Raw genomic sequence first — 22623 nt, 5'->3', positions numbered from 1 at the left:
GGTTAAAGTAGCGGTAAACCAGCTTTGCCGCAATGTTAATGCAAAAAGGGCCGGGAGAATACCCGGCCCTTTCAGAACATTTACCGCGGACGATTACTCTTCGTCTTCGGCGATGTCGTCATCGGTATCCGCTTCCGGGGCGATATCGTCATCGCCTTCCGCTACGCTACCGTCGATGGCATCCAGTTCTTCGTCGTCCACCGGCTCTGCCACGCGCTGCAGACCCACCACGTTTTCATCTTCCGCGGTGCGGATGAGGATCACGCCCTGGGTGTTACGGCCCACGATGCTCACCTCGGAAACGCGGGTACGAACCAGCGTCCCGGCGTCGGTGATCATCATGATCTGATCGCAGTCATCCACCTGCACGGCGCCCACCACGGAACCGTTACGCTCGGTGACTTTGATCGAGATAACGCCCTGAGTGGCACGCGATTTGGTCGGATACTCCGCCGCTGCGGTACGTTTACCGTAACCGTTTTGCGTCACCGTCAGGATCGCGCCTTCGCCGCGCGGAATAATCAGCGAGACGACGCTGTCATTTTCCGCCAGCTTGATGCCGCGTACGCCGGTGGCGGTACGGCCCATGGCGCGAACGGCGTCTTCTTTGAAGCGCACAACCTTACCGGCCGCGGAGAACAGCATCACTTCATCCTGACCGGAGGTCAGATCGACGCCGATCAGCTCATCGCCTTCGTTCAGATTGACCGCGATGATACCGGCGGAACGCGGACGGCTGAACTCGGTCAGCGCGGTTTTCTTCACGGTACCGCTGGCGGTCGCCATAAAGACGTTGACGCCCTCTTCGTACTCGCGGACCGGCAGGATGGCGGTGATACGCTCATCGGCTTCCAGCGGCAGCAGGTTGACGATCGGACGACCGCGCGCGCCGCGGCTGGCTTCCGGCAGCTGATAGACCTTCATCCAGTACAGACGGCCGCGGCTCGAGAAGCAGAGGATGGTGTCATGGGTGTTGGCCACCAGCAGGCGGTCAATGAAGTCTTCTTCTTTAATGCGTGCTGCTGACTTGCCTTTGCCGCCACGACGCTGTGCTTCGTAGTCGGTCAGCGGCTGATACTTCACATAGCCCTGATGCGACAGGGTGACCACCACGTCTTCCTGGTTGATCAGATCTTCGATGTTAATATCAGCGCTGTTGGCAGTGATTTCGGTACGACGTTCGTCGCCGAACTGGTCGCGGATCAGCTCCAGCTCTTCGCGAATCACTTCCATCAGACGGTCGGCGCTGCCGAGAATGTGCAGCAGTTCCGCGATCTGCTCCAGCAGCTCTTTATATTCGTCGAGCAGTTTTTCATGCTCAAGGCCGGTCAGTTTCTGCAGACGCAGATCCAGAATCGCCTGAGCCTGCTGCTCGGTCAGGTAGTATTTACCATCGCGCACGCCGAACTCTGGCTCCAGCCATTCCGGACGCGCGGCGTCATCACCGGCGCGCTCCAGCATCGCCGCAACGTTACCGAGATCCCACGCCTGGGCAACCAGCGCCACTTTCGCTTCTGCCGGGGTCGGCGCGCGACGGATCAGTTCGATAATCGGGTCGATGTTGGCCAGCGCAACGGCCAACGCTTCGAGGATATGCGCCCGGTCGCGTGCTTTGCGCAGTTCGAAAATCGTACGGCGGGTCACCACTTCGCGGCGGTGACGTACAAACGCGGCGATGATGTCCTTCAGGTTCATGATCTTCGGCTGACCATGGTGCAGCGCAACCATGTTGATGCCGAAGGAGACCTGCAGCTGGGTCTGGGAATAGAGGTTGTTGAGCACCACTTCCCCTACCGCATCGCGCTTTACTTCAATCACGATGCGCATCCCGTCTTTATCAGACTCGTCACGCAGCGCGCTGATGCCTTCCACGCGTTTTTCTTTGACCAGCTCGGCGATTTTCTCAATCAGGCGCGCTTTGTTCACCTGATACGGAATTTCGTGCACGATGATGGTTTCGCGGCCGGATTTCGCGTCCACTTCCACTTCCGCGCGCGCGCGGATGTACACTTTACCGCGACCGGTGCGGTAGGCCTCTTCAATGCCACGACGGCCATTGATAATGGCGGCGGTCGGGAAATCAGGGCCTGGAATATGCGCCATCAGCCCTTCAATGCTGATGTCTTCATCGTCAACATACGCCAGACAGCCGTTAATCACTTCCGTCAGGTTATGCGGCGGTATGTTGGTGGCCATCCCTACCGCGATCCCGGAGGCACCGTTCACCAGCAGGTTAGGAATTTTGGTCGGCATGACGTCCGGAATACGCTCCGTACCGTCATAGTTGTCGACGAAATCGACCGTCTCTTTTTCAAGATCGGCCATCAGCTCATGAGCGATTTTCGCCAGACGAATTTCGGTATAACGCATCGCCGCGGCGGAGTCGCCGTCGATGGAACCAAAGTTACCCTGGCCGTCCACCAGCATGTAGCGCAGCGAGAACGGCTGTGCCATACGGACGATGGTGTCATATACCGCGGAGTCGCCGTGCGGGTGGTATTTACCGATTACGTCACCAACGACACGGGCTGATTTTTTATAGGCTTTGTTCCAGTCATTGCCCAATACGTTCATGGCGTAAAGTACGCGACGGTGTACCGGCTTCAGGCCATCTCGGACATCCGGCAGCGCACGGCCAACAATGACCGACATCGCGTAATCCAGATAAGAGTTCTTAAGCTCTTCCTCAATGTTGACCGGTGTAATTTCTCTCGCAAGGTCGCTCATCTAACCGCTATCCCTCTACTGTTTCCCGGATTCAAAGGTCGCAAATTATAACACAGCCGCGCTAATAGAGGTAAAGCAATACGGTTTATTCATGGCGCGCTGCTGATATACTCGCAGGTCTGAACAGAAAAGGAGTAAAAGCGCCCATGAATGCCGAAAAAACGTCGGTAGCCCCTAACGTCGATCATGCTGAAATCGCCAAATTCGAAGCCGTCGCCTCGCGCTGGTGGGATCTGGAGGGCGAGTTCAAACCGCTCCACCGCATCAACCCGCTGCGGCTGGGCTATATCGCCGAACGCTCCGGCGGCCTGTTCGGTAAAAAAGTCCTCGATGTCGGCTGCGGCGGCGGCATTCTCGCCGAGAGCATGGCGCGCGAAGGTGCAACGGTCACCGGACTGGACATGGGTGCCGAACCGCTGCAGGTCGCGAAGCTGCACGCCCTGGAGAGCGGTATTCAGGTGGACTATGTTCAGGAAACGGTTGAGGAACATGCCGCGAAGCATCCGCAGCAGTATGACGTCGTGACCTGCATGGAGATGCTGGAGCACGTCCCCGATCCACAGTCGGTGGTGCACGCCTGCGCGCGGCTGGTGAAGCCCGGCGGCCAGGTCTTCTTCTCCACCATCAACCGCAATGGCAAGGCCTGGCTGATGGCGGTGGTGGGCGCGGAATACGTCATGAAGATGGTGCCCAAGGGCACTCATGATGTGAAAAAGTTTATCAAACCGGCCGAACTGCTGAGCTGGGTAGATCAGACTACTCTGAAAGAGCAGCATATCATCGGTCTGCATTACAATCCGCTGACCAACACCTTCAAGTTAGCGCCGGGAGTTGATGTTAACTATATGTTGCACACCACCGCCAAACAGGACTGAGGTCAGCACCTGCGCTTATGATGATTGCGCGGCATCAAGCCGCGTGATTATTTCTTCCGATGAAGAAATCAGCACTCGATCAAATTTTCATTTTTTTTTCTGTTTTATTGACTTCTTCTCCAGGCCTTATGCGACGTGGACTTGAGGATTATTACCCTTCCGCAACCTCAATTTAACGTCAAAATCAACCCTTGTACTCAAAAGATTCCTTACTAAAATAACTCACCATATAGCGTTCTTTTTATCGACAACCCCCTACATATAGTATTTATCCACAGAGTTAGTCACAACGGCCTTCTGTGGATAAACGGGGGATATTTTCTTTCACGGACAGGTAAAATCCACATGAATCAGAGTCTGCTGGTGACAAAGCGCGACGGGACCACCGAGCGCATCAATCTCGACAAAATCCATCGCGTACTGGATTGGGCGGCAGAAGGACTGAATAACGTTTCGATCTCCCAGGTAGAACTGCGCTCCCATATCCAGTTCTATGACGGCATCAAAACCGCGGACATCCACGAAACCATTATTAAAGCCGCCGCGGACCTGATCTCCCGCGACGCGCCGGATTACCAGTACCTCGCCGCGCGTCTGGCGATTTTCCATTTGCGTAAAAAAGCCTTCGGCCAGTTTGAGCCGCCGGCGCTCTACGATCACGTGGTGAAGATGGTCGAGAAGGGTAAATACGATCATCATCTGCTGGAAGACTACACGGAAGAAGAGTTCCAGCAGATGGACGGTTTCCTCGATCACTGGCGCGATATGAACTTCTCTTACGCGGCCGTTAAGCAGCTGGAAGGCAAGTACCTGGTACAAAACCGCGTTACCGGCGAAATTTACGAGAGCGCGCAGTTCCTCTACATTCTGGTCGCCGCTTGCCTGTTCTCTAACTATCCGCGTGAGACCCGTCTGGACTATATCAAGCGTTTCTATGACGCGGTGTCCACCTTTAAAATCTCGCTGCCGACGCCGATCATGTCCGGCGTGCGTACCCCAACCCGTCAGTTCAGCTCCTGCGTGCTGATCGAGTGCGGCGACAGCCTGGATTCGATCAACGCCACCTCCAGCGCGATTGTGAAATACGTTTCCCAGCGCGCCGGTATCGGTATCAACGCCGGCCGCATTCGCGCGCTGGGCAGCCCGATCCGCGGCGGCGAAGCCTTCCACACCGGCTGTATCCCGTTCTACAAACACTTCCAGACCGCGGTGAAATCCTGCTCGCAGGGCGGCGTTCGCGGCGGCGCGGCGACCCTCTTCTACCCAATGTGGCATCTGGAAGTGGAAAGCCTGCTGGTGCTGAAAAACAACCGCGGTACCGATGCCAACCGCGTTCGTCACATGGACTACGGGGTGCAGATCAACAAGCTGATGTACACCCGTCTGCTGAAGGGCGGCGACATTACCTTGTTCAGCCCTTCCGATGTCCCGGGCCTGTATGACGCCTTCTTCGCCGATCAGGACGAGTTCGAGCGCCTGTACACCCAGTACGAGCAGGACGACAGCATTCGCAAGCAACGTATTAAAGCCGTTGAGCTGTTCTCGCTGATGATGCAGGAGCGCGCCTCTACCGGTCGTATCTACATCCAGAACGTCGACCACTGTAACACCCACAGCCCGTTCGATCCGGTGGTCGCCCCGGTGCGTCAGTCTAACCTGTGCCTGGAAATTGCCCTGCCGACCAAACCGCTGGAAGACGTCAACGACGAAAACGGCGAAATCGCGCTGTGCACCCTGTCGGCCTTCAACCTCGGCGCTATCGACAGCCTCGACGAGCTGGAAGAGCTGGCGGTACTGGCGGTGCGTGCCCTGGATGCGCTGCTCGACTATCAGGATTACCCGATCCCGGCCGCCAAACGCGGCGCGATGGGCCGCCGTACGCTGGGCATCGGCGTGATCAACTTCGCTTACTATCTGGCGAAGCATGGCAAACGCTACTCCGACGGCAGCGCCAACAACCTGACCCACAAAACGTTCGAAGCGATTCAGTACTACCTGCTGAAGGCCTCCAACGAACTGGCTATCGAGCAAGGCGCCTGCCCGTGGTTCAATGAAACCACCTACGCGCAGGGCATCCTGCCGATCGATACCTATAAGAAAGACCTGGATGCGATCGTCAGCGAATCCCTGCATTTCGACTGGGAGCAACTGCGCGAATCCATTAAAACCCACGGTCTGCGTAACTCCACGCTCTCCGCGCTGATGCCGTCCGAGACCTCGTCGCAGATCTCCAACGCCACCAACGGCATTGAGCCGCCGCGCGGCCACGTCAGTATCAAAGCGTCCAAGGACGGTATCCTGCGCCAGGTGGTGCCGGATTACGAAAACCTGCAGAACGCCTACGAGCTGCTGTGGGAAATGCCGAACAACGACGGTTATCTGCAGCTGGTCGGTATCATGCAGAAGTTTATCGACCAGTCGATCTCTGCCAACACCAACTACGATCCGACGCGCTTCCCTTCCGGAAAAGTGCCGATGCAGCAGTTGCTCAAAGACCTGCTCAACGCCTATAAATTCGGCGTCAAAACGCTGTACTATCACAACACCCGTGATGGCGCAGAAGATGCTCAGGATGACCTGGCACCGTCTATCCAGGACGATGGCTGCGAAAGCGGCGCTTGTAAGATCTAAGTTATTTTTGCCGGGTGGCGCGATGCTTACCCGGCCTACGATTTTGTAGGCCCGGCCAACGCAGTGCCGCCGGGCAATACATTTCAACAGGACTCACTTCAATGGCATACACCACTTTTTCACAGACGAAAAACAATCAGCTGCTTGAGCCGATGTTTTTTGGCCAGCCGGTTAACGTGGCCCGCTACGATCAGCAAAAATATGACATCTTTGAAAAGCTGATTGAAAAGCAGCTCTCCTTCTTCTGGCGCCCGGAAGAAGTCGATGTTTCCCGCGATCGCATCGACTACCAGGCGCTGCCGGAACATGAAAAACATATTTTCATCAGCAACCTGAAGTACCAGACGCTGCTCGACTCCATCCAGGGCCGCAGCCCGAACGTCGCGCTGCTGCCGCTGATCTCCATCCCGGAGCTGGAAACCTGGGTGGAAACCTGGGCCTTTTCCGAGACCATCCACTCGCGCTCCTACACTCATATCATCCGCAACATCGTCAACGATCCGGCGACCGTGTTCGACGATATCGTGACCAATGAGCAGATCCAGAAGCGTGCGGAAGGTATCTCTCACTATTACGATTCGCTGATCGAAATGACCAGCTACTGGCACCTGCTGGGTGAAGGCACCCACACCGTCAACGGTAAAACCGTGACCGTGAATCTGCGCGAGCTGAAAAAGAAACTGTATCTGTGCCTGATGAGCGTCAACGCGCTGGAAGCGATCCGCTTCTACGTCAGCTTCGCCTGCTCCTTCGCCTTTGCCGAGCGCAAGCTGATGGAAGGCAACGCCAAAATTATCCGCCTGATCGCTCGCGATGAAGCGCTGCACCTGACCGGCACCCAGCATATGCTGAACCTGCTGCGCTCCGGCAGCGACGATCCGGAAATGGCGGAAATCGCCGAAGAGTGCAAACAGGAGTGCTATGACCTGTTCGTGCTGGCGGCGCAGCAGGAGAAAGAGTGGGCGGACTATCTGTTCCGCGACGGCTCGATGATCGGCCTGAACAAAGATATTCTCTGCCAGTACGTCGAGTACATCACCAATATCCGCATGCAGGCGGTGGGCCTCGATCTGCCGTTCCAGACCCGCTCCAACCCGATCCCGTGGATCAATACCTGGCTGGTTTCCGACAACGTTCAGGTCGCGCCGCAGGAAGTGGAAGTCAGCTCTTATCTCGTCGGCCAGATCGATTCTGAAGTCGACGCTGACGATCTGAGCAACTTCCAGCTGTAATGAAGCGGATTTTCCTGAAAATCTCTGACACTCGCCTTGAGTGTCAGGATGAACACCCTTCCCTGTTGGCCGCGCTTGAATCGCATAACATCGACGTGGAGTATCAGTGCCGCGAAGGCTATTGCGGTTCCTGCCGCACGCGTCTGGTCTCCGGCCAGGTTGACTGGCTGACCGAGCCGCTGGCGTTTATCCAGCCGGGAGAGATTTTGCCCTGCTGCTGCCGGGCAAAAGGCGATATTGAGATCGAGATGTAAGTGTTGTCGATGTGTGCGGCCTGATGCCCTCACCCCGGCCCTCTCCCACAGGGAGAGGGGGAAAACATAAAAAAGGGCCTTACGGCCCTTTTGTTTTATTTCGCGTCCAGGAACTGCACCGCTTTATCCGGGAAATCGGTAAACAAGCCGTCGACGCCCGCCTGGTGATACAGCACGTCATAGAGCTGATTAACGTTAGTGGCGTACTCCGGCAACTGATCCGCACGCACGGTATAGGGATGCACCTGCAGATGGCTGGCGTGCGCCTCTTTTACCATCGCCGTCAGCTTCACCGCGCCCGGCTTCGAGCCTTCCGCTACCAGCATATGGTAATCCGGGCCAATACCGTCGGCGTACTGCGCGATCTGCGCCATCGCCCCCGGCTTGAACATCCAGTCATAGCTGTAGTTCACCCATTTACCATCGGCCTGTTTCTGCTGCGTTTCATTCCAGTCGGTATAGGCGATGAGCTGCACCAGATTGAGATCCATGCCCATCTTCGGTTCCAGCTCATTTTTGATGCGTTTGAGCTCATTAGCGTCAAAGCACTGCAGATAAACCTTATCCTGCTTGCTGGTGTAGCCATATTCCTTCAGCACTTTCAGCGTGCTGGCGGCAATATCTTTCCCTTCCTGATGGTGGAACCACGGCGCTTTGATTTCCGGGTAGATACCGATATTTTTACCCGTCGAATGGTTCAGCCCCTGGACAAACTCAATCTCTTCTTCAAAGGTATGAATGCGGAAATCAGATTTGCCCATCGGGAAACGGCCAGGATAGGTTTGCACGTTTTTACCATCTTTCGGCTCAAAACCTTCGGTAAACTTCAGCGACTTAATCTCGGCCAGGGTAAAGTCAATAGCGTAAAAACGACCATCTTTACGCGCCCGCTGCGGGAAGCGCTGAGCGACGTCAGTCACCCGATCGAGATAGTGGTCATGCAACACCACCAGCCGGTCGTCTTTGGTCATCACCAGGTCTTGCTCAAGGTAATCCGCTCCCTGGGCGTAGGCCATCGCCTTCGCCGGCAGGGTATGTTCCGGCAGATAGCCGCTGGCCCCGCGGTGCGCAATGACCATTTTCTCTGCTGCGACGACACTGGAGCACAGCGCCGAACCGGCGAGGATCATGCCGCTCATTAGCGCGGTTAATTTCATGTTCATCATCGCTCCTTAAGCTTGTTTCAGCTGTTGGTGATGGCGACGTTCACCGAGCATCACGATAACCAGCAGGATAACCGCCAGCACGCTGCCGCCGATCATCACCATAAAGCCGCCGTCCCAGCCAAAGAAGTCGACGGTATAGCCGACGATAGCGCTCGCCGCCACGGAACCGCCGAGATAACCGAACAGACCGGTGAAGCCCGCAGCGGTGCCGGCAGCTTTTTTCGGCGCCAGTTCCAGCGCATGCAGACCGATCAGCATCACCGGGCCGTAAATCAGGAAGCCAATGACGATCATACAGGCCATATCGACGCCCGGATTCCCCGGCGGGTTGAGCCAGTAAACAACGGTGGCGATGGTCACCAGGGTCATAAAGAACACGCCGGTGGCGCCGCGGTTGCCTTTAAACACTTTGTCCGACATCCAGCCGCACAGCAGCGTGCCCGGGATCCCAGCGTATTCATAGAGAAAGTAGGCCCAGGAGGATTTATCCAGCGCGAAGTGCTTCACCTCTTTCAGGTAGGTTGGCGACCAGTCCAGAATGCCGTAGCGCAGCAGATAAACGAAGACGTTAGCCACCGCGATGTACCACAGCAGCTTGTTCGGCAGAATGTACTGCATAAAGATCTGCTTCGCCGTCAGCTCTTCTTCGTGCTTTTCGCTATAGTCATCCGGATAGTCGTTTTTATACTCTTCAATCGGCGGCAGACCGCAGGACTGCGGGGTATCGCGCATCATCGCAAAGGCAAAAATCGCCAGCAGGATCGCGCCGAACGCCGGCATATACAGCGCCGCGTGCCAGTCGTTAAACCACGCCATCCCCAGCAGGAACAGCAGCGGCGGAATACCGCCGCCGACGTTATGCGCGCAGTTCCACACCGAGACAATTCCGCCGCGCTCTTTCTGCGACCACCAGTGCACCATGGTACGACCACACGGCGGCCAACCCATCCCCTGGAACCAGCCGCACAGGAACAGCAGCACGAACATGATCATGATGCTGGAGGTGGCCCACGGGACAAAGCCCATCACCAGCATCACCAGCGCGGCGAGGATCAAGCCGGCTGGCAGGAAAATGCGCGGATTCGAACGGTCAGAGACCGAGCCCATGATGAATTTCGAAAATCCGTAGGCGATGGAGATGCCGGAAAGGGCGAAACCAAGGTCGCCACGGGAGAAGCCCTGCTCAATCAGATAAGGCATCGCCAGGGCAAAGTTCTTACGAACCAGATAGTAAGCGGCATAACCAAAAAAGATGCCAATGAAAATCTGCCAGCGTAATCGACGATACAGCGGGTCGATCTCCGCTGCTGGCAAACGCGCTTTATGCGCGGCGGGTTTAAAAATACTTAACATATCAGCCTCCGTGGCCCTTGCTGTTTTCTACTGACGTCACGACAAAATCCCAGATTAATCACCCACTTCAAATATGGTCGCGATGGTAGGCAATACGTAGAGTTGATACTGTGAAATATCGCACAATTTGTTACAGAAATATGACAAAACGTTCCATTGTGAGCACAAAATCACATAATACGCTCAAATAACGCGCGAATATGCTCGAAATCAAACAATAACATTACCGATTGTGGCTAAATGGCGTTAAACGAAAGCAGAGGAGCTGAAGATGACGGGACGCCTTGATAGCGAGGTCATTATCATCGGCGGCGGGGCAACCGGCGCCGGCATTGCCCGCGACTGCGCCCGACGCGGATTACGGACGCTATTAATTGAGCGCCATGATATCGCCACCGGGGCCACTGGCCGTAATCATGGGCTGCTGCACAGCGGCGCTCGCTATGCGGTGACCGACAACGAATCTGCCCGCGAATGCATCAGCGAGAACCGTATCCTGCGCCGCATCGCCCGCCACTGTATCGAACCGTCCGGCGGTCTGTTTATTACCCTGCCTGAAGATGACCTCGCGTATCAGCAGACTTTTATCAGCTCCTGCCAGCAGGCCGGCATTGAAGCTACCCCGCTCTCCCCGCAGGAAGCGCTGCGCCGGGAGCCCGCCGTCAACCCGACGCTGCTGGGCGCGGTGCAGGTCCCGGACGGCACCATCGACCCGTTTCGCCTCACGGCGGCCAATATGCTCGACGCCCGCGAACACGGCGCGCAGATCCTCACCGGCTGCGAAGTGACCGGCCTGCTGCGCCAGGGAGATCGCGTCTGCGGCGTCCAGGTATATGACCGTCAACTTCACCAGGCGCGTACCCTACACGCCGGGGTGGTGGTCAATGCCGCCGGGATCTGGGGACAGCGCATTGCGGAATATGCCGACCTGCGCATTACCATGTTCCCGGCGAAGGGATCGCTGTTGATCCTCGACCACCGGATTAACAACCTGGTGATCAACCGCTGCCGTAAGCCGGCCGACGCCGATATTCTGGTGCCCGGGGATACCATCTCGCTGATCGGTACCACCTCAATGCCTGTTCCTTATGACGACATTGACGACAACCGGGTAACGACGGCGGAAGTCGATACCCTGCTGCGCGAAGGCGAAAAGCTGGCGCCGGTCATGGGCCGCACCCGGATCCTCCGCGCCTACTCCGGCGTCCGCCCGCTGGTGGCCAGCGATAACGATCCCAGCGGGCGCAGCGTCAGCCGCGGCATCGTCCTGCTCGACCATGCCCAGCGTGACGGTATGGAAGGCTTCATTACCATCACCGGCGGCAAGCTGATGACCTATCGCCTGATGGCCGAGTGGGCCAGCGACGCCGTCTGTCGTAAGCTGGGAAACACCACCCCCTGTACCACGGCCGAGACCCCGCTGCCCGGTTCACAGGAGCCAACGGAAAGTACCCTGCAAAAAATTATCTCCCTCCCCACCCCGCTGCGCGGCTCGGCCGTCTACCGTCACGGCGATCGCACTCCGGCCTGGCTTGGCGACAGCCGCCAGCACCGTAGCCTGGTCTGCGAATGCGAAGCCGTTACCGCTGGCGAAGTGAAATACGCGGTGGAAAACCTGGCGGTCAACACCCTGCTCGACCTGCGCCGCCGCACCCGGATTGGCATGGGGACCTGCCAGGGGGAACTCTGCGCCTGCCGCGCTGCGGGACTGCTGCAGCGCTTTAACGTCACGACTCCCGCGCAGTCATTAACCCAGCTCTCGGCATTTCTCAATGAACGCTGGAAGGGCGTTCAGCCCATCGCCTGGGGCGACGCGCTGCGCGAAAGCGAATTCACCCGCTGGGTCTATCTCGGCCTGTGCGGACTGCCACAGGAGCACCAGGATGAAGTTTGATTGCGCAATTGTCGGCGGCGGGCTCGCCGGCCTGCTGTGCGGGCTGGCGCTGAATCAGTACGGCCTGCGCAGCGTCATCATCAGCCGCGGGCAGAGCGCGCTGCATTTTTCCTCCGCGTCGTTAGACCTGCTCTCGGTGCTGCCCAACGGCGATAACGTTACTGACGTCGCACAAGGTCTGCAGCAACTCGCTGAACAGCTTCCTGAACACCCTTATTCCCGGCTCGGCGCCGAGGCGGTACTCGAATACGCGACACAGACCGAAGCGCTGCTGGCCGCCTGTGGCGCGGTGATGCAGGGCAATGCGCGCCAGCCGCATCAACGAGTGACGCCGCTGGGAACGCTGCGTCCGGCATGGCTGTCGCCCCTGGAGGTTCCGCTGGCGCCACTGCCGCAGCAAGGCGTCTGCCTGGTGGGGATCAGCGGCTTTGCCGATTTTCAGCCGCATCTCGCCGCCGCCGCGCTCGGTCAACACGGAGTTACCGCCGTGGCGGCGGAAATCGAACTACCGCTGCTGGATGTGCTGCGTGACAACCCCACCGAGTTTCGCGCCGCTAACATCGCCCGCGTGCTGGATGATGAGAATCTATGGCCGGCCCTGCATGCGGCGCTGCTGCCGCTGGCGCAGCAGCATGACCTGCTGATCATGCCCGCCTGTTTTGGCCTCGCCGACGATCGCCTGTACCGCTGGCTGCAGACGCGTCTGCCCTGCCCGCTGCGTCTGCTGCCGACCCTGCCGCCTTCGGTTCCCGGAATGCGTTTGCATTCTCAGCTGCAACGCCAGTTCATTCGCAGCGGCGGCACCTGGCTTGCTGGCGACGAAGTGGTGAAAATCAGCCATCGACAGGGCGCCGTCGAGGCCGTCTGGACGCGAAATCACGGCGATATTGCGCTGCGTCCGCGTTTCACCGTGCTGGCCAGCGGCAGCTTTTTCAGCAACGGTCTTGTCGCCACTCGCGATAGCGTGCGCGAGCCGATCCTCGGCCTCGATCTGCAGCAGACCCTGCCACGGGAAAGCTGGTACCAGCGCGATTTCTTCGCCTCACAACCGTGGCAGCGCTTCGGCGTGAAAACCGATGCCCTGCTGCGCCCCCTGCTGGGCGGGCAGCCGTTCCATAATCTGTTTGCCATCGGCTCATTGCTCGGCGGGTTCGATGCCATTCAGCTCGGCTGTGGCGGCGGTGTTTGCGCCGTCACCGCGCTGCACGCCGCCAGACAGATCCACGCCCTTGCCGGAGGCCGGCCATGAACGATACCCGTTTTGAAAGCTGCATTAAGTGCACGGTCTGTACCACCACCTGCCCGGTAAGTCGGGTCAATCCACGCTATCCAGGCCCGAAACAGGCGGGGCCGGACGGCGAACGCCTGCGTCTGAAGGATGGTGCGCTGTACGACGAGGCGCTGAAGTACTGCATTAACTGCAAGCGCTGCGAGGTTGCCTGCCCGTCGGATGTGAAAATTGGCGATATCATTCAGCGCGCCCGGGCACAGTACGGCCAGCAAAAGCCGACCCTGCGCGACGCCATCCTCAGTCATACCGACCTGATGGGCACCCTTTCCACTCCCTTTGCCCCCCTGGTCAACGCCACGACCGGTTTAAAACCGGTGCGCCGCCTGCTCGACGCGGCGCTTAAAATCGACCATCGGCGTACGCTGCCGAAATATGGCTTCGGCACCTTCCGCCGCGCTTACCGCCAGCTCGCGGCCAGACAGGCGCAGTACCGCGAGCAGGTGGCCTTCTTTCATGGCTGCTACGTCAACTATAACCACCCGCAGCTGGGTAAGGATCTGATCCGCGTCGTCAACGCGCTGGGTACCGGCGTGCAGTTGTTATCGAAGGAAAAATGCTGCGGCGTGCCGCTGATCGCCAACGGCTTTTTTGACAAGGCGCGTAAACAGGCGCAGAGCAACGTCGCCGCGATGCGGGAAAACACGCTGCCGATCATTGCCACCTCCTCGACCTGCACCTTTACGCTACGTGATGAATACCCCCATCTCCTCGATGTCGACAACAGCGATCTCCGCGATCGGGTGGAGCTGGCCACCCGCTGGATCTGGAAACAGCTGGATGCCGGCAAGACGCTACCGCTGCGCCGGCTGCCGCTCAAGGTGGTCTATCACACCCCGTGTCATATGGAGAAAATGGGCTGGTCGCTGTATACCCTTGAGCTGCTGCGGCTGATCCCCGACCTGCAGCTGGAGGTGCTGGATTCACAGTGCTGCGGCATCGCGGGCACCTACGGGTTTAAAACTGAGAATTATGCGGTATCCCAGGCTATCGGCGCCCCACTGTTCAAACAGATTGAGGAGAGCGGGGCCGACATCGTCGTGACCGACTGCGAGACCTGCAAATGGCAGATTGAGATGTCCACCAGCAAACGCTGCGAGCATCCGCTGACGGTACTGGCGCAGGCGCTCGCCTGAGCCCAGCGCCAGCCTCCGCCATCAATAGCTAATAGCTCGCTTTCTCCTGCGGCTGGGCGCTGACAGCTTTAAACATCGCCAGCCGGCGGTCCAACGCCTGGGTATACAGCATGGTATCCACCCCGACGGCGACGAAGTTGGCCCCCCAGACAAGACATTTTTCCGCCATCGCCGGGTCGACCGCCAGAAATCCGGCCGCTTTCCCCGCCGCGCGAATGCGCCGGATGCTCTGCTCGATCACCCGCTGCACGTCAGGATGGCTGGCATCGTCCGGGTGACCCAGCGAGGCGGAGAGATCCGCCGGACCAATAAACACCCCGTCAATGCCGTCTACCTCGAGAATCGCGTCCAGATTCTCCAGCGCGGTTCGGCTCTCAACCTGAATCAGCAGACAGAGTTCGTCATTCGCCTCCGCCATATAATTCTCCACCCTTCCCCAGCGCGCCGCTCTCGCCACGCCGGCGCCAACACCGCGGCTACCGGTGGGCGGATAACGGGTCGCCGAGACCACTTCCCGCGCCTGCTCGGCGGTATCGACCATCGGCACCAGCAACGTTCTGGCGCCAATATCCAGCACCTGTTTTATCAGGCTGCGGTTGCCCTCGACCGGACGAATGACCGGCTGGCTGGCGTAGGGGGCGATAGCCTGGAGCTGATGATAAAGGTCCTGAATAGTGTTCGGCGCATGCTCGCCGTCGATCAGCAACCAGTCGTATCCCGAGGTCGCGGCGATCTCGGCCATGTAGGAGGAGGTCGAGCTCAGCCACAGGCCGATTTGCGTCTCGCCGCGCAAGAGTCCCCGTTTAAAGGGGTTAGATAACAGTGCGTTCATCGCGATTCCTTAAATTAATGCTGTACTCTGCCGCGCTGGGGGACCGCGCGGGTGAGGCTTAATGAGAAGATGATGATCACCCCGACGATGGCGACGCCGGCCAGGGTTAACAGTCCGGCGGCGCTGCTGGCGAACAGGGTTTCGGCCTGCACGCGCACGATCGGCGCCAGAAAGCCGCCGATAGCGCCAAAGAGGTTAACGAAGCCAATCCCGGCGGCCAGCGCCGTGCCGGACAGCAGTTGCGTCGGCATCGTCCAGAAGACCGGCTGCACGGCAATCACCCCAACCGCCGCCACGCACAGCGCGATGATAGCCAGCACCGGCGCCACCAGTCCGGAAACCGCAATCCCGACCGCCGCCGCCAACAGCGTCAGCGCGGCAATATTGCGCCGCTCGCCGGTGCGATCGGAGTAGCGAGGAATAAGCCAGGTGCCAAACAGCGCCGCCACCCACGGGATAGCCGTCACCACCGAGGCAACGAAGCCGACTTTGGTGCCCAGCAGCGCGGCGACCTGGGTGGGCAGGAAGAAAATCAGGCCATAGACCGCCACCTGAATGGTCAGATAAATCAGCGCCAGCTGCCAGACCCGCCCGTTACGTAATGCATCGGACAGGCGCGAGGCAATCTTTTTCTCCTCCTCACGCGCCAGCTCGCCGATCAGCGCCTGTTTCTCCTCCATGCTCAGGAAGCGGGCATGCTGCGGCGAATCGTCCAGCCAGAAGAAGGTGAACGCTCCCGCGGCGACGGCGAGCAGGCCTTCAATCACAAACATCCAGAACCAGCCGGGATGGCCCATAAACCCATGCATCTCCAGCAGCGCACCGGATAAAGGCGATCCCAGCGTCAGGGCCAGCGGCGCCCCCATATAAAACAGCCCCATAATGCTGGCGCGGTTTTGCTGGGGAAACCACTGCGAAGTGAGGTAGATCATCCCGGGAAAGAAGCCCGCCTCCGCCGCGCCAAGCAGGGTACGCACCAGAAGAAACTTCGCTTCAGTGTCCGCCCAGGCCATCGCCGCCGACAGCACGCCCCACAGCAGCGTGGTGCAGCCGATCCATTTTCTGGCGCCAAATTTGCGCATCAGCAAATTGGCCGGCACCCCGAGAAAGGCATAAACCACAAAGAAAATCCCTGCCCCCAGCGCGTAGGCTTCGTTACTGAGTCCGGTATCGAGCTGGTACGTCTCCTTGGCAAAACCAATATTGGAACGGTCAAGAAACGCCAGCACGTACAGCGCCAGCATAAAGGGGATTAAGCGGGCGCGGTTTTTCTTCACCACGCTCTCCAGCAGAGTGTTACTCATCATAATATCCTCAGGCGCGGGCCGCCCGGCGGCCCGACGCAATCAGTGTTGATAAGGACGCTTCAGGTTGCAGTCGCGATTGAGCTCGACGCCAAAGCCGGGTTTATCCAGGACCGATTTATGAATGCGCCCTCTCTCCGGCACCGGCTCGCCGAGCAGGATCGGATCGAACTGCGGACGCAGCGTGGCGCAGTCCGGGCTGGTCATCAGAAACTCGCTGAACGGCGTGTTGGTGAAGGTGATCACCGCATGATGGGAGTAAACCGACGAGCCGTGGGGCACCACCAGCTGCCCGCGCGCTTTGGCGATGGCCGCGATCTCCACCAGGGTGGTTAAGCCACCGCACCAGCCGACGTCGGGCTGCATAATATCGATGCCGGTTTCCGACAGAGTGCGGAAGGACTGCAGCGTGCCGTGGTGCTCGCCGCTGGTCACCATCATCCCGGCGGGCGCCTGGCGCTTCAGCTCGCGATAGCCTTCATACTGCTGCGGCGGCAGGCACTCCTCGATCCACTTGAGGTTGTAAGGGGCGCAGGCATGGGCAAGTTTGGTGGCATAGTTAACGTCCTGGCTCATCCAGCAGTCCAGCATTAACCAGAAATCCGGGCCGCATTTTTCGCGCATATCCGCCACCATGGCGACGTCTTTGCGGATCCCGGCGTCGCCATCGTGCGGCCCCCAGTGGGTAGGCATTTTACCGCCGATAAAGCCCATCTCCTGCGCCAGGTCCGGACGCGCGCCGGTGGCATAGAACTGGATTTCGTCGCGCACTGCCCCGCCCAGCAGTTTGTAGACCGGCAAGCCGACCACTTTCCCGAACAGATCCCACAGCGCCAGGTCGACACAGGAGATGGTGTTCATCACCAGGCCGCCGGATCCCGCGTAGTAAAGGGTGGCGTTAAGCATCTGGTCATGGATCAGCTTGATATCGCTGACGCATTTGCCTTCGATAAAGCGGTTGAGATGTTTTTCCACGATAAAGCAGCCCATCTCCCCGGCCGTCGACACCGCAAAGCCGGTCTGCCCGTTCTCGGCTTCCACTTCCACAATCAGCGTGCCCAGCACGTTGATGCCAAACGACTGGCGGGACTGCTCATACTGTTTATATTTGCTCATCGGGGTGGCGATATGATCGTCAATCCAGTGGTTAGCTCCCTGGTCGTGGTAATCGCCACCACCGGCGCCCAGCTCTGCCGTCGCGCCGCCGATGAACCAGGCACGGACGTGTTTAATTTTCGGTAGGGTCATGATGTTCTCCTTATGATGAGGCGAGTTGTTCGAAGGGGCTTTTCCACCCCAGCAGACGGGAAATATCTTTCGCGCAGGCAATCGCCTTACCGGCCAGATAATCGCGATTGTCTTCATTGATTTGCAGACGGGTGCCCACCACCGAGATGGCGGCGGTCAGGTCGTTATTGGCGTTAAACACCGGGGCAGCCACGCAGCGCACATCCGGATAGTCCTCGCCATTATCAAAGCTCCAGCCTCGGGCGCGAATGCGCCCCAGCTCCTCCCGCAGCTGTTGAGCATCGGTGATGGTCGTTGGCGTGGCCCGCTCCCACTGCAGGTCGTCGATAATCGACGCCTGAACGCTGGCGGGCTGCCAGGCCAGCAAACATTTGCCGATCCCGGAGCGGTAAAGCGACAGGCTCTTACCTTCGTGCGAACGCACGCTAATGGTGGCGGGGGACTCAATTTTCAGAATGTAGTAGGCATTACCCTGATCGATGATGCCCAGATGGCAAAGCAGGCCGCACTCGTCCATCAGCCGGGTGAGGCGCGGACGCGCCAGCTCGCGCAGGTCCATTTTGCTCAGCGCCTGCCCGGCCAGCTCCACCAGCTTGGTCCACAGGCAGTAGTTATCCTGATTATCCATACTGATGAAGCGCTGTTTTTTCAGCTCGCCCAGCAGCAGATAAACCGTGCTTTTCGGGATCCCCAGTTCGGCAATGATGGTGGCTGCGCTGCAGGGGCCAATGCGGCTGATTAAATTGAGGATCTCAATCGCGCGGGTTAGCGCCGGGACTTTCGTTGATTCCAACATACTGGACTCCAATCCTGAATACTGGAATCAGTGTTGCGATTGTGCGGGCGGTAAAGTGTGAGCGGCATCGCGGGGCAATCGTTTTCCCGTATGCTGGACGATGTAGTGCAGAATATTGCGACCTAACGCACAGATTTTTTTCAGGAGAGTACAACAGGCTGGACAACCGGCGCCCGGGAGAAGCCCGCGCGCCGGGGGAAACGACTTACAGCGAGAGGGAATCCACCACGTTAATCCAGCCATGTTCGCTGGCCAGCGGTTGACCATTCAGCCAGCGACGCAGCATGTTTAATGCCATCATGGCGCAGACTTCCTGGCGTACCGCCAGGCTGTGGCGGGTGACGCTGAACTTTACCCGCAGCGCGAAGGTACCGTCAGGGGTGGCCAGGGCCACATTGAGATGATCGTTCTCCTGGCCGCTCACCGCCAGGGCCAGACCGGCAAAATGGTTTATGCGCCGCTCGGCTGCCCAACGAGCCGCCTGCGCCAGCGTCTCCTCCTGCGCCGGGACCACTTCGCTGGCCAGCAGCGGCGCGCCGGCGCGGGACAGCTGCAGCGCCAGCAGGCCGCCGGTAAACTGCTCGCTGAGCGTCAGGCTCAGCTGTCGCTCCTGCAGGCAGCGCGCAATCTGCGCCGGTAACCCTTCCGTGCCTTCGTAAATCAGACTGTCGCCAGCCACCTTGCGGACTTCCGGCCACAGGGCCAGCATGGCGTCGCGCTGGTTGGCCGGTCCGGTTAGCTTGAGTTCAATAATCGGCATCGACGAACGGTAACCCATCACCACGCCAGGCGGTAACGTCAGCGGATTGAGGCTTTGCGCCAGCTCGCTCTCCGAGCGGCCAAAGGTGGTCAAACGCAGGCATACCGGTGGATCGGGTAGCGTAAAGCGCTGACGCAGACGCGGTAAAATCTCCTGCTCGACCATCACCTTAAATTCAGAAGGTACACCGGGGGTGAAAAACATCAGGCAGCGGTTGAGCTCAACGGCAAAGCCACAGGCCGTGCCGACCGGGTTATTGATCATCTCGGCGCTGGCGGGGATTTCCGCCTGCTTGCGGTTACTTTCCGCCATCGGCCGCCCGCGTTCGGCAAAGAAGCGGGTTATCGTCTCCAGCCACTCCGGATGCAAAATAAGCCCTTCGCCTTTCGCGGTAGCCGCGGCCAGCGCGCTCAGGTCGTCGCTGGTCGGCCCGAGGCCGCCGTTGACGATCAGCACATCGGCTTGTTCGCTGCGTTCGCGCAGAATCGCCACCAGCGCATCGAGATCGTCGCCGACGGTATTGCGGCGCGTTAACGGTAACCCCTGATTAAAAAAGAAATCCGCCAGCCATGCTGCATTGGTATCAACGATTTGACCATGCAACACTTCATCGCCAGTGGACAGCATTTCCACATTCAACATTGCTCACTCCTTGCCTGCCAGATGGCAAATACTATAACGCAAAGCGGGATGCTGACGAGGAGGAAAATCTGGCGCGGCAAGAGGATACCGCGCCGGAGGAGATTAGAAGCTGGCGCTGGCGCCGATGTACGGGCCGTCGGCGATGGTGTTATCGCGGTTGCCATCTTTGCCCGCCAGGTTCAGATAGCGATAGCCTGCCTGGATGCTGAGCGGACGCATGATGGTCCAGCTGGCGCCGACGTTAGCTTCCTGATAGCTGTCAATGCCGCTGGAGAGGGAATCCGGAGAGTAGTAGTAGTCGCCGTACAGGCGGAAGCTGTCGCCGATTTTCCACTGCAGGCCTCCGCCGACCGCTGCCGCATAGCCTTCATCGCCCTGTTTCGGATTGGTGTAAACGCCTTTGCCGCCCACGGTCGCGAGGAACGGCCCCAGCGGAATATTGAGTCCCAGGCCTAAACCCGCGGCGTCGCCGTCGTTATCGCTGTGCAGCCAGTTACCGGAGATGGCAAGGCCGGTAGACTCCGTGCCAAACCCGACGCCAAGATTGGTGTAATGCTCGCCTGCTTCACCGGTAACGCTAATCGCATGGGCCGCGGAAGAAACCAGCATGACGCCAGCCAGCGTCATAAAAATGCTTTTTTTCATTATTTACTCTATCCAGAAAATTAAAATCAAAGAAGTCCCGAAAAAACCTGAAAATTCTACTGCGCACCTGTCAGGAATCAATGACCTGGCGAAATGATTTTTCACAAGAGTGTAACCAGTTGCGTTTTTTTACGGCATAGGGCGTTGCCAGAATGACGAACCGCCCATTCAGCGCCATGAATATTCATGCTTATTATGATTAACACTGATACATTGACGAAAACAGGGAACTGACGCCGCACGATCGGCGCGGCGCGGCGAGGTTGAAAAGGAAATAATTAATGCTGCAGCAGAGCCAGGCGCTCAGGTGCCAGACCGGTCAGTTTCGCCACCAGGGGCAGGTCAAGCCCGTTAGCCAGCATCGCCCGGGCGATACGCTCCGCGGTCTGCTGCTCACCTTGCTCGATACCCTGCTGTAGGCCTTGTTCGAGACCTTGCTTTAACCCTTGCTGATGGCCGCGATCTTCCAGAAACTGGGCAATATTCATGAGCGTCTCCTTATGCGGCCGCCGGGGTACGCTTTGCGCAAGATGGCGCAAAAAAGCGACCGGATCGGCGGCATTTCCTGCCTGTAACAGATAGTGCAGCAGCGTCTTTAGCTGCCTGCGGCTAGTGTATCCCAGTGCTAACAAGCTGACCAGTTGCTCGTGCAGGTCCATCATGTCACGCTGGCGAATATGCTTTTGCAGTAGCTCCAGCATCGCGACTCGCCGGTGGCGCATGATTTCATTGTCCGGAGTGGTCGTGATGTCAATTACGTGAAAATCCTTGCTATAAATCTGTCGCGCAACGTCCGGATCGGCAAAGCCTGCCAGCCAGCACATCGGGTAAGGCCAGGGCGAAACGCTGCCATGATAAAACAGCAGAGGGATAACCAACGGCAGCTGCGTATGCCCCTTATCCAGATGGCGCTGCATCGCGGCGATAGCATAGCGCATCAGGCGAAACGCCATGTGGCGGTCCGCTGAACTTTGATGCTCAATCAGCAGATAGATATATCCCTCACCCACCTGGGTGTGTAGCGAATAGAGGATATCGGAATGACTCGCCCGTAGCTCATCGTCAATAAAGCTCCCTGACTCCAGTTGCAGCGTATTCAGGTTGCATAACGCGCGCAGCGGTGCGGGGAGATGTATGTCAAGGAAGTCCTTTGCCGTCGCCCGGTGCGACAACAGGTGTTTAAATACGGCGTCATGCGGGGAATGGGGCGCCCTTTCCATGGCGAAACTCCATGCGATTATTTTCACCTAACTTAACACCCAACAGGGCCAGGGCCGCATTTCGCTTGCGGTTTACCGAGGCGGCTCGCAAACTATTTCATCGGCATACCGCCCCATCCCTCTGAAGGAGAAAAACCATGCGCCAAAGGACGATTGTTTGCCCGCTTATCCAGAATGAAGGCCATTATCTGCTCTGCAAAATGGCCGCCGACCGCGGGGTTTTTCCCGGGCAATGGGCCTTATCCGGCGGCGGCGTGGAGCCAGGAGAACGTATTGAAGAGGCGCTGCGGCGGGAAATTCGCGAAGAGCTCGGCGAAAAACTCATCCTTACCCATATCGCGCCGTGGAGCTTCCGCGATGATACCCGCGTCAAAACTTACCCGGATGGTCGGCAGGAAACGATATATATGATCTACCTGATCTTCGACTGCGTCAGCGCCAATCGCGACGTGACGATCAACGAGGAGTTTGACGAATACGCCTGGGTCAAAGCCGAAGATCTCAAAAACTACGATCTTAATGCCGCCACCCGCGTTACTCTCAGCCAGAAAGGGCTACTTTAAGTCCACGACATACCGCATTCAACCCACCCAGCGTTTTGCCGCGGAATAAGTGCGGGT

General features: G+C 58.4%; 18 protein-coding genes. 8 read left to right on the top strand and 10 right to left on the bottom strand.

Annotated features, from left to right (window positions below; genetic code table 11):
* Positions 1-93: 93 nt before the first annotated feature.
* A complete protein-coding gene (gene gyrA / locus CWM57_RS16465; RefSeq protein WP_012967527.1) occupies positions 94-2727 on the bottom strand; it encodes a DNA topoisomerase (ATP-hydrolyzing) subunit A in 2634 nt (877 codons plus the stop codon).
* Between the two features lie 146 nt (positions 2728-2873).
* On the opposite strand from gyrA, the gene ubiG reads away from it, so the two are divergent.
* The 4 genes from ubiG to yfaE all read left to right on the top strand — a co-directional run bounded on the left by ubiG (position 2874) and on the right by yfaE (position 7719).
* A complete protein-coding gene (ubiG, locus tag CWM57_RS16460) occupies positions 2874-3602 on the top strand; it encodes a bifunctional 2-polyprenyl-6-hydroxyphenol methylase/3-demethylubiquinol 3-O-methyltransferase UbiG (RefSeq protein WP_008803973.1) in 729 nt (242 codons plus the stop codon).
* A gap of 345 nt (positions 3603-3947) precedes the next feature.
* Entirely contained in the window at positions 3948-6233 is a 2286-nt protein-coding gene (nrdA, locus tag CWM57_RS16450; protein ID WP_061153818.1) for a class 1a ribonucleoside-diphosphate reductase subunit alpha, read from the top strand.
* A 101-nt stretch (positions 6234-6334) separates the two neighbouring features.
* Positions 6335-7465 carry a class Ia ribonucleoside-diphosphate reductase subunit beta gene (gene nrdB / locus CWM57_RS16445; protein ID WP_015365618.1) on the top strand — a complete coding sequence of 377 codons (1131 nt, stop codon included), beginning with the start codon at positions 6335-6337 and terminating at the stop codon, positions 7463-7465.
* Positions 7465-7719, top strand: coding sequence for a class I ribonucleotide reductase maintenance protein YfaE (yfaE, locus tag CWM57_RS16440; RefSeq protein WP_002913017.1), 255 nt, complete (start codon positions 7465-7467; stop codon positions 7717-7719). The genes nrdB and yfaE overlap by 1 nt, the downstream gene beginning before the upstream one ends.
* A gap of 95 nt (positions 7720-7814) precedes the next feature.
* Here yfaE and glpQ read toward each other — a convergent pair whose 3' ends face one another.
* Entirely contained in the window at positions 7815-8882 is a 1068-nt protein-coding gene (glpQ, locus tag CWM57_RS16435; protein ID WP_100631089.1) for a glycerophosphodiester phosphodiesterase, read from the bottom strand.
* Positions 8883-8891: 9 nt separating this feature from the next.
* Positions 8892-10238 (bottom strand): glycerol-3-phosphate transporter, encoded by a 1347-nt coding sequence (gene glpT / locus CWM57_RS16430; protein ID WP_100631088.1) that lies wholly within the window; start codon positions 10236-10238, stop codon positions 8892-8894.
* Positions 10239-10509: 271 nt separating this feature from the next.
* Here glpT and glpA point away from each other — a divergent pair, with 271 nt between their 5' ends.
* Genes glpA through glpC form a run of 3 tightly spaced genes read left to right on the top strand, consistent with a single transcriptional unit; the run spans position 10510 to position 14556 of the window.
* A complete protein-coding gene (gene glpA / locus CWM57_RS16425; protein WP_100631087.1) occupies positions 10510-12132 on the top strand; it encodes an anaerobic glycerol-3-phosphate dehydrogenase subunit A in 1623 nt (540 codons plus the stop codon).
* A complete protein-coding gene (gene glpB, locus CWM57_RS16420; protein WP_100676092.1) occupies positions 12122-13381 on the top strand; it encodes a glycerol-3-phosphate dehydrogenase subunit GlpB in 1260 nt (419 codons plus the stop codon). Before glpA ends, glpB begins: the two co-directional genes overlap by 11 nt.
* Positions 13378-14556, top strand: a complete 1179-nt coding sequence (gene glpC, locus CWM57_RS16415) for an anaerobic glycerol-3-phosphate dehydrogenase subunit GlpC (RefSeq protein ID WP_100631085.1) — start codon at positions 13378-13380, stop codon at positions 14554-14556. The genes glpB and glpC overlap by 4 nt, the downstream gene beginning before the upstream one ends.
* Positions 14557-14584: 28 nt before the next feature.
* Here glpC and yfaU read toward each other — a convergent pair whose 3' ends face one another.
* The 7 genes from yfaU to CWM57_RS16380 form a co-directional block, all read right to left on the bottom strand.
* The gene (yfaU, locus tag CWM57_RS16410; RefSeq protein WP_074387959.1) at positions 14585-15388 is read right to left on the bottom strand and encodes a 2-keto-3-deoxy-L-rhamnonate aldolase; all 804 of its coding nucleotides are present in this window, start codon (positions 15386-15388) and stop codon (positions 14585-14587) included.
* Between the two features lie 14 nt (positions 15389-15402).
* Positions 15403-16692, bottom strand: a complete 1290-nt coding sequence (locus tag CWM57_RS16405) for an MFS transporter (protein ID WP_100676091.1) — start codon at positions 16690-16692, stop codon at positions 15403-15405.
* A gap of 42 nt (positions 16693-16734) precedes the next feature.
* On the bottom strand, positions 16735-17940 hold the full coding sequence (gene rhmD, locus CWM57_RS16400) for an L-rhamnonate dehydratase (protein WP_074387957.1): 1206 nt from the start codon (positions 17938-17940) through the stop codon (positions 16735-16737).
* 10 nt (positions 17941-17950) lie between these two features.
* Positions 17951-18736, bottom strand: coding sequence for an IclR family transcriptional regulator (locus CWM57_RS16395; protein ID WP_008803963.1), 786 nt, complete (start codon positions 18734-18736; stop codon positions 17951-17953).
* 205 nt (positions 18737-18941) lie between these two features.
* Positions 18942-20138, bottom strand: a complete 1197-nt coding sequence (locus CWM57_RS16390; RefSeq protein ID WP_100676090.1) for a nicotinamide mononucleotide deamidase-related protein YfaY — start codon at positions 20136-20138, stop codon at positions 18942-18944.
* A 102-nt stretch (positions 20139-20240) separates the two neighbouring features.
* Positions 20241-20783 carry a YfaZ family outer membrane protein gene (locus tag CWM57_RS16385; protein WP_074387954.1) on the bottom strand — a complete coding sequence of 181 codons (543 nt, stop codon included), beginning with the start codon at positions 20781-20783 and terminating at the stop codon, positions 20241-20243.
* A 278-nt stretch (positions 20784-21061) separates the two neighbouring features.
* The gene (locus CWM57_RS16380) at positions 21062-22003 is read right to left on the bottom strand and encodes an Rpn family recombination-promoting nuclease/putative transposase (protein WP_074387953.1); all 942 of its coding nucleotides are present in this window, start codon (positions 22001-22003) and stop codon (positions 21062-21064) included.
* A gap of 137 nt (positions 22004-22140) precedes the next feature.
* Between CWM57_RS16380 and nudI the strand changes: the two genes are divergently transcribed.
* Positions 22141-22566 (top strand): nucleoside triphosphatase NudI, encoded by a 426-nt coding sequence (gene nudI / locus CWM57_RS16375; RefSeq protein ID WP_074387952.1) that lies wholly within the window; start codon positions 22141-22143, stop codon positions 22564-22566.
* Positions 22567-22623 lie beyond the last annotated feature (57 nt).

This window comes from Klebsiella sp. G-Nf4 (assembly GCF_002810615.1).
Taxonomy (GTDB): domain Bacteria; phylum Pseudomonadota; class Gammaproteobacteria; order Enterobacterales; family Enterobacteriaceae; genus Klebsiella; species Klebsiella variicola.
This window is presented reverse-complemented; position numbering and strand designations above follow the sequence as displayed.